Origin of the sequence: Microbacterium dextranolyticum (assembly GCF_016907295.1) — a bacterium.
In the GTDB taxonomy this organism is placed as follows: domain Bacteria; phylum Actinomycetota; class Actinomycetes; order Actinomycetales; family Microbacteriaceae; genus Microbacterium; species Microbacterium dextranolyticum.
Genome location: NZ_JAFBBR010000001.1, coordinates 765,989 through 780,500 on the forward strand (window position 1 = coordinate 765,989; position 14,512 = coordinate 780,500).

General features: G+C 70.5%; 13 protein-coding genes. 12 read left to right on the top strand and 1 reads right to left on the bottom strand.

The features are described 5' to 3' along the window. Positions 1-124 precede the first annotated feature (124 nt). Complete coding sequence (locus JOE64_RS03335; RefSeq protein ID WP_204962948.1) at positions 125-1,615, top strand: helix-turn-helix transcriptional regulator; 1,491 nt, start codon at positions 125-127, stop codon at positions 1,613-1,615. 278 nt (positions 1,616-1,893) lie between these two features. Here the strand turns inward: JOE64_RS03335 and JOE64_RS03340 are convergent, their stop codons facing one another. Next, positions 1,894-2,580, bottom strand: a complete 687-nt coding sequence (locus tag JOE64_RS03340; RefSeq protein WP_239531692.1) for an amino acid deaminase — start codon at positions 2,578-2,580, stop codon at positions 1,894-1,896. A gap of 76 nt (positions 2,581-2,656) precedes the next feature. Here JOE64_RS03340 and JOE64_RS03345 point away from each other — a divergent pair, with 76 nt between their 5' ends. The 11 genes from JOE64_RS03345 to JOE64_RS03395 all read left to right on the top strand — a co-directional run bounded on the left by JOE64_RS03345 (position 2,657) and on the right by JOE64_RS03395 (position 14,451). After that, positions 2,657-3,349 (top strand): HAD family hydrolase, encoded by a 693-nt coding sequence (locus JOE64_RS03345; protein ID WP_204962949.1) that lies wholly within the window; start codon positions 2,657-2,659, stop codon positions 3,347-3,349. 37 nt (positions 3,350-3,386) lie between these two features. Then, complete coding sequence (gene phnD / locus JOE64_RS03350) at positions 3,387-4,376, top strand: phosphate/phosphite/phosphonate ABC transporter substrate-binding protein (protein ID WP_204962950.1); 990 nt, start codon at positions 3,387-3,389, stop codon at positions 4,374-4,376. After that, a complete protein-coding gene (phnC, locus tag JOE64_RS03355) occupies positions 4,373-5,191 on the top strand; it encodes a phosphonate ABC transporter ATP-binding protein (protein ID WP_204962951.1) in 819 nt (272 codons plus the stop codon). Before phnD ends, phnC begins: the two co-directional genes overlap by 4 nt. Further along, entirely contained in the window at positions 5,188-5,985 is a 798-nt protein-coding gene (gene phnE, locus JOE64_RS03360) for a phosphonate ABC transporter, permease protein PhnE (protein ID WP_204962952.1), read from the top strand. The genes phnC and phnE (JOE64_RS03360) overlap by 4 nt, the downstream gene beginning before the upstream one ends. Then, the gene (phnE, locus tag JOE64_RS03365; RefSeq protein WP_204962953.1) at positions 5,982-6,821 is read left to right on the top strand and encodes a phosphonate ABC transporter, permease protein PhnE; all 840 of its coding nucleotides are present in this window, start codon (positions 5,982-5,984) and stop codon (positions 6,819-6,821) included. The genes phnE (JOE64_RS03360) and phnE (JOE64_RS03365) overlap by 4 nt, the downstream gene beginning before the upstream one ends. After that, positions 6,811-7,668 (top strand): MurR/RpiR family transcriptional regulator, encoded by an 858-nt coding sequence (locus JOE64_RS03370; RefSeq protein ID WP_204962954.1) that lies wholly within the window; start codon positions 6,811-6,813, stop codon positions 7,666-7,668. The genes phnE (JOE64_RS03365) and JOE64_RS03370 overlap by 11 nt, the downstream gene beginning before the upstream one ends. A gap of 578 nt (positions 7,669-8,246) precedes the next feature. Then, complete coding sequence (locus JOE64_RS03375) at positions 8,247-9,512, top strand: sugar ABC transporter substrate-binding protein (protein ID WP_204962955.1); 1,266 nt, start codon at positions 8,247-8,249, stop codon at positions 9,510-9,512. Between the two features lie 5 nt (positions 9,513-9,517). Further along, positions 9,518-10,480 (top strand): carbohydrate ABC transporter permease, encoded by a 963-nt coding sequence (locus JOE64_RS03380; protein WP_204962956.1) that lies wholly within the window; start codon positions 9,518-9,520, stop codon positions 10,478-10,480. A gap of 11 nt (positions 10,481-10,491) precedes the next feature. Continuing rightward, entirely contained in the window at positions 10,492-11,364 is an 873-nt protein-coding gene (locus tag JOE64_RS03385; RefSeq protein ID WP_204962957.1) for a carbohydrate ABC transporter permease, read from the top strand. A gap of 37 nt (positions 11,365-11,401) precedes the next feature. Then, positions 11,402-13,261, top strand: a complete 1,860-nt coding sequence (locus JOE64_RS03390; RefSeq protein ID WP_204962958.1) for a glycoside hydrolase family 3 protein — start codon at positions 11,402-11,404, stop codon at positions 13,259-13,261. A gap of 47 nt (positions 13,262-13,308) precedes the next feature. Further along, the gene (locus JOE64_RS03395; protein ID WP_204962959.1) at positions 13,309-14,451 is read left to right on the top strand and encodes a LacI family DNA-binding transcriptional regulator; all 1,143 of its coding nucleotides are present in this window, start codon (positions 13,309-13,311) and stop codon (positions 14,449-14,451) included. The last annotated feature ends 61 nt before the right edge of the window (positions 14,452-14,512 follow it).

Here is a 14,512-nt window from a genome sequence, read left to right on the forward strand (position 1 = left end):
GAGGCGGACGCCCCGCGCCGCCGGTGAGGGCGTGAACCCACTGTGCGTGAAGAAACGCCACCGCACCCGCAGCTTCGGGGGAGAAGTTTTGCCGTTCTTCTGCATTCGTGACACACTCCCGGTCATGACGAACAACGATGTTCTCCTCGGGTCGGAGCTCCCCGGAGACGACGCGACCGCGCCCGACGCGGATGCCCTCACGATCGGCCGCCGCATCCGACAGTTGCGCACCGCCCGCGGCATGACGCTCGACGAACTCGCTGCCGCCGTCGAGCGGGCGCCGAGCCAGCTCTCCATGATCGAGACCGGAAAGCGCGAGCCGAAGCTCACGCTGCTGCGCACGATCGCCCGTGCGCTCGGCGCGACCGTCGACCAGCTGCTCGAAGCCGAGACGCTCGACGAGCGCGCGACGCTCGAGATCGCCCTCGAACGCGCGATGAAGGGGCAGACGTTCCGCGCGCTCGGGATCGAGCCCTTCCGGATCGGCAAGTCGGTGCCCGACGACGCGCTGCGCGCCCTTCTCGCCCTGCAGGGCGAGATCGAACGGCTGGGCGACGAGCGTTCCGCGACACCGGAGGAGGCCCGCCGGGCGAACGTCGAACTGCGCCACCTCATGCGCCGCGAGGACAACTACTTCGGCGACCTCGAAGAGCGTGCCCGCGCCATCCTCGCCGCTGTCGACCATCCGGGTGGCCCGCTCACCCAGCGCGGCGCATCCGACATCGCCGCACACCTGGGGTTCTCGCTGCACTACGTGGCCGACCTGCCGGCATCCACCCGCTCGGTCGCCGACATCAAGAACGGGCGGCTCTACCTCTCGAGCACGGTGCCGGCCAAGGGCGACTCGCGCACCGCGGTGCTGCAGGCCCTCGCCAGCCGGATCCTCGGCCACAGCGAGCCCCACTCCTATGCCAAGTTCCTGCGTCAGCGGGTCGAGACCAACTACCTCACGGGCGCGCTGCTGATCCCCGAGGACCATGCCGTTCCGGCCCTGCACGAGGCCAAATCGCGTCGGGCGCTGTCGATCGAAGACCTCCGCGACACCTACTCGGTCTCGTACGAGACCGCCGCCCACCGCTTCACCAATCTCGCGACCCGGCACCTCGGCATCCGCGTGCACTTCCTCAAGGTGCACGAGTCGGGCACGATCACCAAGGCCTACGAGAACGACGACGTGAACTTCCCCTCCGACCGGCTCGGATCGATCGAGGGGCAGCTGTGCTGCCGGCGCTGGACGAGCCGCGTCGTCTTCGACATCCCCGACAAGTTCAACCCCTATTACCAGTACACCGACACGGGCAACGGCACGTACTGGTGCACGGCCCGTGTCGAGGGATCGAGCGAGGGCGCGCACTCCGTGTCGGTGGGCGTGCGCTTCGATGACACGAAGTGGTTCCTCGGGCGCGAGACGACCAATCGCGGTCTGTCGCGGCACGCCGTCGAGGTCTGCTGTCGGCGCGCCCCGGCCGAGCTCGAGACGACCTGGCGCGACCAGGCATGGCCGAACGTGCGCACCCCGCGCACCCTTCTCGCGACGCTGCCGACGGGCTCGTTCCCCGGAGTGGACACGACCGACCTCTACGAGTTCCTCGAGGCGCATGCCCCGGGGGTGTGACCCTCTGGCTCTCTGACCGCCGGCGGCGCCGGTGCGTCGTCCGGAGGCGCCGATGTGTGGGTGGATGCCTGTGCAACCCGCCGATCGGCGCCTCCGAGCGGGGTGGGCGCCGCGGGGGAGACTGCTGCTCGCCTGGAATCCCTTGTTCAGGGGCGCCGATGTGTGGGTGGATGCCTGTGCAACCCGCCGATCGGCGCCTCCGAGCGGGGTGGGCGCCGCGAGCGAGGCGTGCTTGTGGATGAGCCGTGTCGGTGGATGAGGGGGTGGTCGGGAGCGGGTCAGGGTGTGGCGTTCCAGCGCAGCCGTGGGCCTTCTGAGCGAACCGCGGCGAGCACCGCCTCGGGCGAGGCGACGGGGAAGGTCGTGATGAGCCGGCGCTCGCCGTCGCGGTCGAGCGCGTACGCGAGGGCCGCCGGCCCCGTGGGGGAGCGCCGGGCGATCGCGATGCGGCCTACGGCATCGCCGGCGGGCTCTTCGTGCACGGCTCCGGTCGCGAGGAGCGCTCCGGCGGCGGCCTCGACGCGGCGCAGGAGGGTGCCCGTCGCCGACGGCGGAGTCCACGGGAGGAAGGCGTCCGCGGCGCGGCCGTAGGCGCGCGCGAGGGCGCCGTCGAGCCAGCGTTCGCGCTTCAGCCCGTACGGGGTGGGCGTCGTGGACAGCAGATAGCCGTAGACGTGCAACAGCCCGGCGTTGCCCACAGGGAACGTCGCCGGGATGCCGGCTCGGTCATGCAACGCTCGGAAGAGGTCCGCAGAAACAACCTCTGATCCGGTGTTCTCGTCGATGACGGTGGAGTGGCCCCAGCGTGCGAAGCGCCCGTCCGAGGCATCCGCATCGATGGAATCGCCCAGCCAGGGCAGCGCCTCGATCGCGGCGTGCGGATCGACGACGGCGCGCGCGGCAGCAGCATCGAGTGCCCGGAGCGGGTCGCCATCTTTTACCGGCTGTTCATCTGTCGTGGTCATTTCGTCCACAAGCATCCCTCACTATGGACGAAGCGTCCAGAATCGCGGGCGCGTCACCGACAGCCCAAGGAGTTCCGTGCCTCGTCCGATCCTCATCTTCGACTTCGACGGTACCGTCGCCCTCGGTGACGGCCCTGTGCGGGCTTACGCGCGCGCCGTGGCCGCGGAGGCCGGGCTCGCGCCCTCGTTCGTCGATGAGATCGTCGCGGATCTCGCCGTCACCGAGGGCGCGGATGCCGGGAGCAGCGAGGTCGTCGACCCGGATGCCGCGATCGACGCCTACGACCTGGTGCGGGTTCGGGCGACCGCCGCCGGGGCGGGCGCCGACGACCTCGCGCGCGGCTACGCGGCCAGCCGTGCGCGCCTCGCCACGGAGGACGCGCCCATCGCCGCGCCCGAGGGACTCGCCGCCTTCCTGGCCGACGTGGACGCCGAGCGCATCCTCGTCACGAACGCGCCGGGCGTGCGCATTCCCGAGGCCCTCGTGGCCCTGGGGCTCGACGGTCTGTTCGACCGTGTCGTCGTCGACGCCGCCAAGCCCGCGGGTCTCGCCGCGATGCTCGACGCTCTCGATGAGCGCGCCCAGGTCCTCGCCGTCGGCGACATCTGGCGCAACGACCTCGCGCCGGCCCACGAACGCGGACACGCCACGGCGCTCGTCGGGGGATACCCCGATCCGAATGCCGCTCCCGACTTCCAGGCCCGCACCCTTCCCGAACTCCTCCCCGCCCTGACCGACTGGGTGCACGCTCGCGCGCGCACCCGCTGATCCTCGCTCCGCACGACCCGACATCGAAGGAATCCCCATGCGTATCACCCGCCTCCGTCTCGCGGCCACGGCCGCGACGGCCCTCATCGCCACCGCCGCACTCGCCGGCTGCTCGAGCAGCAGCGGCGGATCCGACGCGTCGGGCTCGGCCGCTCCCGCCGCCGACCCGAGCTCGCTCGTGCTCGCCCTCGTTCCCTCGCAGGACCAGGCCGGTCTCGTCGACACCGCCAAGCCGCTCACCGACATGCTGACCGAGAAGCTCGGCATTCCCGTCACGGGTGTCGTGTCGAAGGACTACCAGGCCGCGGTCGAGGCCATGGGCGCCGACCAGGCCCAGATCGGCTTCCTGCCCTCGCTGCAGCTCTGGCAGGCGAGCGACCGCTACGGCGCGAAGGTCGTGCTGCAGACCGAGCGCAACGGCGCCATCACCTACCCGGCGCAGTTCATGACGAACAACCCGAGCAAGTACTGCTCCGACACCCCCGTCGACAAGGACGGCATGCTGTACTGCAACGGCACCGACAAGCTCGCCACGCCGAGCGGTCTCGACGCCATCACGAAGGTCGCCGGCGCGAAGGTCGCCGTTCTCGGCCCCGGCTCGCCCGCCGGCTACATCTACCCGATGCTCGCGCTGAAGGACAAGGGCGTCGACATCGACAACGGCTTCCAGAAGATCCCCGTCACGGCCAACGACGCCTCGGTCATGGCCGTCTACAAGGGCGACGCCGAGGTCGGCTTCAGCTTCTGGGACGCCCGCACGATCGTGAAGAAGGACACCCCCGACGTCGGCCAGAAGGTCGTCGTGTTCGCCCTGAGCGACCCGATCCCCAACGACGGCGTCGCGGTCTCGTCGAAGCTCTCGCCCGAGCTCCAGGACAAGATCAGCACGGCGCTCGCCGACTACTCGAACACCGACGCCGGCTCGGCGGTGCTCAAGAGCATCTACTCGATCACCAAGCTCGCCCCGGCCAACCCCTCCTCGCTCGACGTGGTCGCCCGCGCCGCCGAGCAGCTGGGCCTGAAGTGACCTCTGCGATCCACACCCAGGGCGTCGAGGCTGCGGCCTCGGCGCCCTGGGGCATCCGCCTGGACGGCGTGACCGTCCGCTACCCGAACGGCACCGTGGGGCTCCGCGGCGTCGACCTCGAAATCGCTCCCGGCGAGATGGTCTGCATCGTCGGGCTTTCGGGATCGGGCAAATCCACCCTCATCCGCACGATCAACGGGCTCGTCCCCGTCACCGAGGGCGCCGTGACCGTCGGTGGCCGGCGCGTCGACACCGCCCGGGGCGCTCGCCTGCGCGGCCTGCGCGGTCAGATCGGCATGGTCTTCCAGGGGTTCAACCTCGCCGGACGCACGACCGTGCTGAACAACGTCCTCGTCGGGCGCCTCACGCACACGCCGCGGTGGCGCACCCTTGTCGGCGCCTATCGCGACGCCGACAAGCAGATCGCGTTCGAAGCACTCGATCGCGTCGGCATCCTCTCGAAGGTCTGGGAACGCGCCTCGGCGCTCTCGGGCGGGCAGCAGCAGCGCGTCGCGATCGCCCGCGCCCTCGCCCAGCAGCCCCGCATCGTCCTGGCCGACGAGCCGGTCGCGAGCCTCGACCCGCCCACGGCGCACGGCGTCATGGGCGACCTGCGCCGCATCAACGCCGACCTCGGCATCACGGTGCTCGTCAACATCCACCTGCTCGACCTCGCTCGCCAGTACGGGGCGCGGATCATCGGCATGCGCGCCGGCGAGGTCGTCTTCGACGGCCCGGCCGGAAGCGCGACGGATGCCGACTTCGAGCACATCTACGGGCGCTCGCTGACCGGCGACGATCGGCTGGACCGATGAGCGCGGCCCTCGCCGTTCCCGCCCGTCCCCGGCGACGCGCGGGCGTGTGGATCGCGATCGCCGTCGTCGTCGCGATCACGGTGATCACGTGCCTCCCCGGCATCGGCGTGGGCCTGGATATCGCGCCGATCGTCAACAACTGGCGGAACGGCGCCACCAAGGTCGTCGCCCTGCTCACCCCGGACTGGTCGTTCTTCCCGCGCACCGTCGCGCCCATGATCGAAACTCTGCAGATGGCCGTCCTCGGCACCGTCGTGGGCGCGGCGATCTCGCTGCCGCTGTCGTTCTGGGCGGCGCGCCCCACGAACCCGCACCCGGTGTTCCGCGGCGCGGTGCGGACGTTCCTCAACGTCATCCGCGCCGTTCCCGAACTCGTCTACGCGGCGGTGCTGGTCGCGATGGTCGGCGTCGGCGCCCTCCCGGGCATCATCGCGCTCGCGGTCTTCAACATCGGCATCATCGTGAAGCTCGTCTCCGAGTCGATCGACGCGACGGATGCCGGGGCCATCGAAGCGGGCCGCGCCGCCGGCGGCACCCAGGCGCAGATCAACCGCGCGATCGCCGTGCCGGATGCCTGGCCCGCCTTCGTCTCGCAGACCCTCTACGTCTTCGAGCTGAACGTGCGCGCCTCAACCGTCCTCGGACTCGTCGGCGCCGGTGGCATCGGCCTGCTCATCGACGCCGTCCGCACCTTCTACCGCTACGACCAGCTCTCGCTCATCATCCTCGAGGTGCTCGTGGTCGTCGTCGCGATCGACCTCGCGAGCGACGCCATCCGACGGAGGCTCGTATGACCGCCCTGGCCCCGCCCTCTCCGCGCGCCTCCCGCTCCGGCCCGCTGCAGATCCCCGCGCGCCGCCGCTCGCCCTGGCGGGCGATCGCCGCGGTCGTCGTGACCGCCGTCGTGGTCGTCGCCTTCTGGTCGGTGCAGATCTCCTGGGATCGCCTCGCCGACCTCCCCGCCGACATCGGGCGCTACCTCTGGCTCATGTTCTCGTCGCCGGAGTGGTCGAAGCTGCCCGAGGCGCTCTGGCAGACGTGGCGGAGCATCGAGATGGCCTGGGTCGGCACGATCCTCGGCATCGTGCTCGCGACGCCGCTCAGCCTGATCGCGGCTCGCGGATTCGGACCGGTCTGGCTGCGGGGCATCCTGCGGCTCGTCTTCTCGGTCATCCGCGCCGTTCCCGAGCTGATCATCGCCATCATCATCCTGTCGGTGACGGGCCTCACGCCGCTCACAGGCGCGCTCGCGCTCGCCGTCAACGGCATCGGCACCCTCGGCAAGTGGGGGTACGAAGCCGTCGAGGCCGTGCCGCCGGGGCCGATCGAGGCGGCGCGGGCCGCGGGCGGGTCGACGGCGCAGGTGCTGCGCTGGGGTGTGTGGCCGCAGGCGCAGCCGGTGTTCCTGTCGTTCTGGCTGTACCGCTTCGAGATCAACGTGCGCTCGTCGGCCGTTCTGGGACTCATCGGCGTCGGCGGCATCGGCGATATGCTGACGTCCTACACCCAGTACCGGGAGTGGTCCACCGTGGGGATGCTGCTCATCGTGGTCATCGTCGTGACGATGGCGATCGACGCCGCGAGCGGCGCGCTCCGCCGGCGAATCATGGAGGGTCCGCGTGTCCGTTGACGCACCGACGACGGTGCGCATCGCCGCGATGCGCAACGCTCTGCAGCCCACGGAACGACGCGTCGCCGACCTCATCGTCGCCGAGCCTGATGCGGTCGTGGAGCTCACCGCGCAGCAGCTCGCCGACCGGGCGGGCGTGGCGCGCTCCTCGGTCGTGCGAGCGTGCCAATCGCTCGGCTACCGCGGATACCCGCAGCTGCGGGTCGCGCTCGCGGCCGAGCTCGGCGCGCAGCCCGAGCGTGAGACCGATCACGGCGACGGTCCCGTCGGCGAGCTGCGGGCGGCCCTCGCGCGCACGGCGCAGTCGCTGTCGACGGCGGTCAGTCTCATGACCGATGCGGACGTCGCAAGTGCGGTCGCCGCCGTGGCAGGTGCGACCCGCCTGCTGGTCGTGGCCAACGGCCTGTCCGCGCCCGTCGCGAGCGACCTCGCGATGCGCCTGACCGCGGTGGGCCGCCCCGCCGAAGTGATCCCGGATGCCATCGCGCAGCAGATCGCGGCGCGTCAGCTGACCTCCGCCGACGTCTGCATCGTCGTCAGCGGTTCGGGCGCCAACGTTGCGAGCCTGCGGGCCGCCGAGGGAGCCCGCGCGGCCGGAGCGCGGGTCCTCGCGCTGACCTCGTTCGCATCGAGCCCGCTCGCCGACCTCGCCGATCTGTCGCTCGTGATCGCCCCGACCGGCGTGAGCTTCCGGGAGGAGCTCGCCCACACCTCGCGCGTCGCACACGCCGCCGTCGTCGAGGCCTTCGTCGACACCGTGGCGGCTGCCCTGGGCGAGCGTGCTCGCGTCGTGCGGGCGCACGTCCTGGGCATCCTCTCGGACAACCTCGACGACGGCGCGGCGTAGCCGCGGTCGTTTGCGCTTTCCGGCCGCTGCTCGCCCGGCATCCCTCGTTCGGAGGCGCCGATGTGCGGGTGGCTGCCCGCGCGACCCGCGATTCGGCGCCTTCGAGCGGCGGCGGGGTGTGGCATCCCTGGTTCGGAGGCGTCGATGTGCGGGTGGATGCCGGCGCAACCCGCAACTTGGCGCCTTCGAGCGGCGGCGGGGCCCGGCATCCCCAGGCCAGAGGCGTCGATGTGTGGGTGGATGCCCGCGTGACCCGCGATTCGGCGCCTTCGAACGGCGGCGGGGTGTGGCATCCCTAGTTCGCAGGCGTCGATGTGTGGGTGGATGCCGGCGCAACCCGCAACTTGGCGCCTTCGAACGTCGGCGGGGCCCGGCATCCCCAGGCCAGAGGCGTCGATGTGTGGGTGGATGCCCGCGCGACCCGCGATTCGGCGCCTTCGAACGGGAGCGGGAGGCGAGGCGGCAAGCGAGACAGTCGCCGTGACCAAGAAGTTATGCGCTTAATCTTGACGCGGTTTAAGCGCATAACTACAGTGGAGCGCGACACCGCAGCAGGTGTCCCCGTTCGAGGAGGAACCATGAAACATGTTCGGCTGGGTGCGGTCGCACTCGTCGCGGTCGCGGCACTCGCGCTCGCGGGATGCGGTCGCTCCGACACCGCCGCAGACGGCGGCAGCGACGCGCCGACCACGATCGGCAGCGAGCCCGCGACCGGCACGGTGACCCTGTGGGCCATGGGCGCCGAAGGCGAGGCGCTGCCCGATTTCGTCAAGACCTTCGAAGACGCCAACCCGGGCGTCAAGGTCGAGGTCACCGCCATTCCTTGGGATGCCGCGTACAGCAAGATCCAGACCGCGATCGCCGGCGGCACGACGCCCGACATCGCGATGATGGGCTCGACCTGGATGGCCGATTTCGCCGATGCCTTCCAGTCGGTGCCGACCGACCTCGACACGTCCGGCTCGTTCCCCGGTGCCGTCGGCTCCACCAAGGTCGGCGACCGGGCCACGGGCGTGCCGTGGTACGTCGACACCCGCGTGCTCTACTACCGCACCGACCTCGCGGCGCAGGCCGGCTGGACGAAGGCCCCGACGACCTGGGACGAGCTGTCGCAGATGGCGGCCGATCTGCAGGCCAAGGCGGGCGCCAAGTACGGCATCCGCCTGCCGGGCGGCAACGACTCGTTCCAGGGCACACTCTGGATGCCGTGGTCGAACGGTGCCACGCTCGAGGACGGCTCGAAGTGGACCCTCGACACCCCCCAGATGGTCGAGGCGTACCAGTACTACCAGAGCTTCTTCCAGAAGGGCATCGCGAACCCCTCGGCGGATCGGTCTTCGGGCGCGCAGGAGAACGACTTCGTCTCGGGCGACACCCCCATGCTCATCGACGGACCCTTCATGATCGGCTCGCTGGAGAAGGTCGGCGGCGCCGGCTTCTCCGACAAGTTCACGACCGCCGTGCTCCCCACCAAGGAGTCCTCGACGTCCTTCAGCGGCGGGGCGAACCTCACCGTGTTCAAGAACTCGAAGAACGCGCACTCGGCGTGGAAGCTCGCCCAGTGGCTCACCGACCCCACGACCCAGGTGCAGTGGTACGAGAAGACCGGTGACCTCCCGGCCGTGCAGGCCGCGTGGAAGGATGCCGCGCTGGCATCCCAGCCGAACCTGAAGGCCTTCGGGACGCAGCTCGAAACCGCCAAGTCCGTGCCCGCCACGACGACCTGGGTCCAGGTCGCGGCCGCCGGCGACGCCGTCCTCGAGAAGGTGCGCCTCGGTACCCAGAGCCCTGCAGACGCCATGAAAGAGCTGCAGAGCAAGGCCGACGCACTCGGAGTGGGCTGAGCCGCATGACTCAGGCATCACTGGCCGCGACCGGAGCGGCCACCGCCGCCACCGGTCGCGGCCGTGGTCGCCGCCCCGCCGGCGGCCACTCCGCTCGCAGACGTCGGCAGGGCCTGATCGCGTGGGGGTTCGCGCTCCCGTTCGTGATCGTGTTCGCGGCGTTCATGGTCGTGCCGATCATCGGATCGTTCGCGATGTCGTTCACGGACTTCCGCGCCCAGGACATCCGGGCGCCGTTCTCCGTGAACTTCGTGGGACTCGACCAGTACCTCAAGGTGCTCGGCGACCCGACGTTCCTGAAGTCCATGGGGGTGACCGCGACCTTCGTCGTGATCGGCATCCCGGTGACGATGGCCGTCGCCCTCGCTCTCGCGCTGGCGCTCAACTCCAGCACCGGCCGATTCGTGTCGTTCCTGCGGGTCGGCTTCTACGCCCCGGTCGTCACGAGCATCGTCGCCGTCGCCGTCGTGTGGCGCTACATCCTGCAGCCGGACGGGCTGCTCAACAGTGCGCTCGCCCTCGTCGGCATCCAGGGCCCGAACTGGCTCAATGACACGACCTGGGCGCTGCCGTCGCTCATCGCGATGGCGGTCTGGCGGAACGTCGGGACGCTCATGGTGATCTTCCTCGCCGGGCTCCAGGCGATCCCCACCGACGTCAAGGAGGCCGCCATGATGGATGGCGCCTCGGCATGGCGACGCCTCACCTCCATCACGCTGCCGATGCTGCGGCCGACGCTGCTGCTGGGCGCCGTGCTCATCTCGGTCGGCTTCCTGCAGTTCTTCGAGGAGGCGTTCGTGATGACCCAGGGCGGTCCGCTCGATTCGACGCTGTCGGTCGCCTACTACACGTTCAAGCAGTTCGGCTTCGGCCAGTACGGCGTCGCCTCGGCCGCCAGCTACATCCTGTTCCTCGCGATCGCGCTGCTGAGCCTGCTGCAGTTCCGGCTCCTGCGGACCAAGGACTGAGAGGACACGTCATGGCAACCTCATCGCTCGCGCCGGCCCGGTCTCCCCGCCGTGCCCGCGCCCGGCGCGCGTTCACCGGGCGCGCTGTCACCTACACCGTCCTGGTCGTCGGGCTCGTCGTCTGGCTGCTGCCGTTCGCGTGGATGCTGCTGGGCTCGGTCAAGACCCAGTCCGAGATCCTCCAGCGTCCGCCGACGTGGTGGCCGAAGGAGTTCACCTGGGAGAACTTCGCCCAGTGGTTCGGTCCGCTCGACATCGGCCGGTTCTTCACCAACAGCATCGTCGTGGCACTGCTGACGGTGCTCGGCAACCTCGTGTTCTGCTCGATGGTCGGATACGCCCTGGCGAAGATGGACTTTCCCGGCAAGCGGATCCTCTTCGGCGTCGTGCTCGTGACCCTCATGGTGCCGGGCGTGGTCACGTTCGTGCCCCTCTTCGTCATGGTCTCGTCGTTCGGTCTCACCAGCAGCTATGCGGCGCTGGTCCTGCCGTTCATCACGACCCCGCTCGGGGTGTTCCTCATGCGGCAGTTCATGCTCGGGATCCCCGAGGAACTCATCGAGGCGGCGCGCATCGACGGCGCCGGCGAGCTGCGCATCTTCGCCCGCGTCGTGATGCCCTTGTGCGGTCCGCCCCTGGCGACCCTCGGCATCCTCACGTTCCTCGCCTCGTGGAACAACTTCCTGTGGCCGCTCGTCGCCGCGCAGTCCGAGAACATGTACACCCTTCCGGTGGCGCTGTCGCTCTACTCGACCGGTCAGAACGCGACCGACTACGGACTGCTGCTGGCCGGCTCCGTGCTCGTGATCGCCCCCATCCTGCTGCTGTTCGTCTTCCTGCAGCGCTACTTCATCCAGGGCGTCGCGACGACCGGGCTCAAGTGAGCCCGGCGTCGCCGCCGCGCCCCGAGAAAGGCAACCGATGACCCCCCATCTCTCCACCGCCGCCGACGGAACGTCGTACCGCGACCTCAACGGCAACGGCGTCATGGACCCCTATGAGGATCCGCGCCTCAGCCCCGAGGAGCGTGCCGACGACCTCGTGAGCCGGATGAGTCTCGAAGAGAAGTGCGGCCTGATGTTCCAGACGGTCATCGAGGTCGGCGACGACGGTGAGCTGCTCGAAGCCCCCGGCCGCATCTCCAAGTCGCCCACGACCGAGGTCGTCGTCGGCAAGAACCTGTCGCACTTCAACGTGCACGCGATCCGCACCGCCCGCCAGGCCGCGGTCTGGAACAACAACCTGCAGGCGCTCGCCGAGCGGACGCCGCACGGCGTTCCGGTCACGATCAGCACGGACCCTCGCCACGCTTTCGTCGAGAACACCGGCGTCGGCTTCGCGGCCGGCCCCTTCTCGCAGTGGCCGGAGGGACTCGGACTCGCCGCGATCGACGACGTCGAGACGGTGCGCGAGTTCGCCGACGTCGCACGTCGCGAGTACCGCGCCGTCGGCATCCGCGCTGCGCTGCATCCGCAGATCGACCTCGCCACCGAGCCGCGCTGGGGCCGCCAGGCGCAGACCCTCGGTCAGGATGCCGCGCGGGTCGCCGAGTTCACGGCGGCCTATCTGCAGGGCTTCCAGGGTGATGAGCTGGGGCCGGACAGCGTCGCCTGCACGACCAAGCACTTCCCCGGCGGCGGCCCGCAGAAGGACGGCGAGGATTCGCACTTCCCGTACGGGCGCGAGCAGGTCTACCCGGGCGGCATGTTCGAGTACCACCTGGAACCCTTCCGTGAGGCGATCCGCCGCGGAACCGCCGCGATGATGCCGTATTACGGGATGCCCGTCGGCCTCGAGCGCGGCGGCGAGAAGATCGAGGAAGTCGGGTTCGGGTACAACCGCCAGATCGTCACCGACCTGCTGCGGGGCGAGCTCGGCTACGACGGGGTCGTCGTCACCGACTGGGAGCTCGTCAACGACAATCACGTCGGCGACCAGGTGCTGCCCGCGCGCGCGTGGGGCGTCGAGGAGCTCACCCCCGCCGAGCGGATGGAGAAGATCCTGGATGCCGGTGCGGACCAGTTCGGCGGCGAGGAGTGCGTCGACCTGCTGCTCGACCTCGTCCGCTCGGGGCGGATCGGCGAGGAGCGCATCGACGCGTCGGCGCGGCGCCTGCTGCTCGTGAAGTTCCGCCTGGGCCTGTTCGACGACCCCTACGTCGACCCGGACGAGGCGGAGCGGATCGTCGGCAACGCCGACTTCCGGGCACAGGGCGAGCGCGCGCAGGCGCGGGCGCTGACGGTGCTCGTCAACCGCGAGGATGCCTCGGGCGCCCCGACCCTGCCGCTGCGACCCGTGGGTCGGGTGTACGTCGAAGGCTTCCGCGCCGACGAGGCGGCCGAGCTCGGCGTGGTGGTCGATGACCCCGCCGATGCGGACCTCGCCCTCGTGCGGCTCGGTGCCCCCTTCGACCCGCGCGACGACCTGTTCCTCGAGGCGTGGTTCCACCAGGGGTCGCTCGAGTTCCCGCCGGGGCGCGTGTACCGCATGCGCAGGATCGCCGAGCAGTGCCCCCTCGTGCTGGTCGCGAACCTCGACCGCGCCGCCGTGCTGACGCCGTTCGCGGAGTTCGCCGCGGCGATCGCCGCCGACTTCGGCAGCTCGGGCGCCGCCGTGCTCGACGCGCTCACGGGTCGGATCGCGCCGGAGGGCCGGCTTCCCGTGGAGCTTCCCCGGTCGATGGACGCCGTCCGCGCCTCGCGTGAGGATGTACCGTCGGATACGGAGGACCCGCTCTTCCCCGTGCACTTCGGCCTGTCGTTGACGACGGCGCGCGCGTAAGGGGCGGGATGGCCCGCGAAGCGGCTCGTCACGAGGAGGACACAACCATGACGGATGCCGCTGCGCCGGCGCGCCGCCCGACCGTGTACGACGTCGCGCAGCAGGCCGGGGTCTCGATCGCTTCGGTGTCGTTCGCGTTCCGGCATCCGGAACGACTCACGGATGCCACGCGCGAGCGCGTCCTGGCCGCCGCCCGCCGTCTCGGATACGCCCCCAGCGCCGCCGCTCGCGGGCTCGCGCGCGGACGCACCGGCACACTCGGACTGCATGCGTTCGACCTCATGCTGGAGCGCGCCGACCCCGGCGCTCGCGCGGACGACGAGCAGTCCGCGGTGCATCGCCCGACACTCGGCGGCGGGGGCGTCATCCCCTGGGGGATGACGGATGACGAGACGCTCTCCGATCCGCGCGCGTTCCCGCTGTACGTCGACGAGATCCAGCGTGGATTCGCCCTCGAGTGCTGGATGATGGGGCGCCCCGTCATGGTCACGAGCGGCTCCGACAGCGACGTGTCGATCGCCGATACGGCGGGTCGCGTCGACGGACTCGCGATCTTCCCGACCGATGCGCTGCCCTCCGCGCTATCGCGGGTGACCGTCACGATCCCCACCGTGCTTTTCAGCGTCGCCCCCGACGACGACCCGTACCACCGTGTGCGGGTCGACAACCGCGGCGGCATCCGGGCGCTCATCGACCATCTCGTCGACGACCACGGCATCGACGACATCGCCTTCGTCGGCCGGCTCGAGAGCACCGACGGCACCGAGAGGTTCGGCGAGTACCTGGCGTCGCTGCGCCGGTGGGGGCTGCGCCCGCGGCCCGAGCCGATCGACGCGACCGTCAAGGGCGAGCACCGGCTGATCGAGCAGCTGAACGCTCTCATCGACGCCGGGGCGCTGCCCGATGCCCTCGTGTGCTCGACCGATCAGCACGCACTGCTTGCGATCGACCTGCTGAGCGCTCGGGGGCTGCGGGTACCCGAGGATGTCGTGGTGACCGGGTTCGACGGGATCCTCGCGGGGCGCCTGAGCACTCCCACGCTGACGACGGTCCGACAGCCGATGGAGGCGATGGGGCGCGCGGCGGCGCGCATCCTGGCCGGTCAGGCCGGACCGTTGCCCGACGGTCAGGCGCGCTTCGACGCCGTCTTCGCGCCCCAGCTCGTCGTCCGTCGCAGCTGCGGCTGCTGAACGGCTCGCCTCTCTGCCCCGATGCGGCTCGCGCCGCGCGCGCCGTTCGGAGGCGCCGATC

What these genes read in the sequence shown, in the direction of transcription:
- JOE64_RS03335 (WP_204962948.1), top strand. Translation starts at nt 125, where the DNA reads ATGACGAACAACGATGTTCTCCTCGGGTCGGAGCTCCCCGGAGACGAC.
- JOE64_RS03340 (WP_239531692.1), bottom strand. Translation starts at nt 2,580, where the DNA reads ATGACCACGACAGATGAACAGCCGGTAAAAGATGGCGACCCGCTCCGG.
- phnD (WP_204962950.1), top strand. Translation starts at nt 3,387, where the DNA reads ATGCGTATCACCCGCCTCCGTCTCGCGGCCACGGCCGCGACGGCCCTC.
- phnE (WP_204962952.1), top strand. Translation starts at nt 5,188, where the DNA reads ATGAGCGCGGCCCTCGCCGTTCCCGCCCGTCCCCGGCGACGCGCGGGC.
- phnE (WP_204962953.1), top strand. Translation starts at nt 5,982, where the DNA reads ATGACCGCCCTGGCCCCGCCCTCTCCGCGCGCCTCCCGCTCCGGCCCG.
- JOE64_RS03375 (WP_204962955.1), top strand. Translation starts at nt 8,247, where the DNA reads ATGAAACATGTTCGGCTGGGTGCGGTCGCACTCGTCGCGGTCGCGGCA.
- JOE64_RS03380 (WP_204962956.1), top strand. Translation starts at nt 9,518, where the DNA reads ATGACTCAGGCATCACTGGCCGCGACCGGAGCGGCCACCGCCGCCACC.
- JOE64_RS03385 (WP_204962957.1), top strand. Translation starts at nt 10,492, where the DNA reads ATGGCAACCTCATCGCTCGCGCCGGCCCGGTCTCCCCGCCGTGCCCGC.
- JOE64_RS03390 (WP_204962958.1), top strand. Translation starts at nt 11,402, where the DNA reads ATGACCCCCCATCTCTCCACCGCCGCCGACGGAACGTCGTACCGCGAC.
- JOE64_RS03395 (WP_204962959.1), top strand. Translation starts at nt 13,309, where the DNA reads ATGACGGATGCCGCTGCGCCGGCGCGCCGCCCGACCGTGTACGACGTC.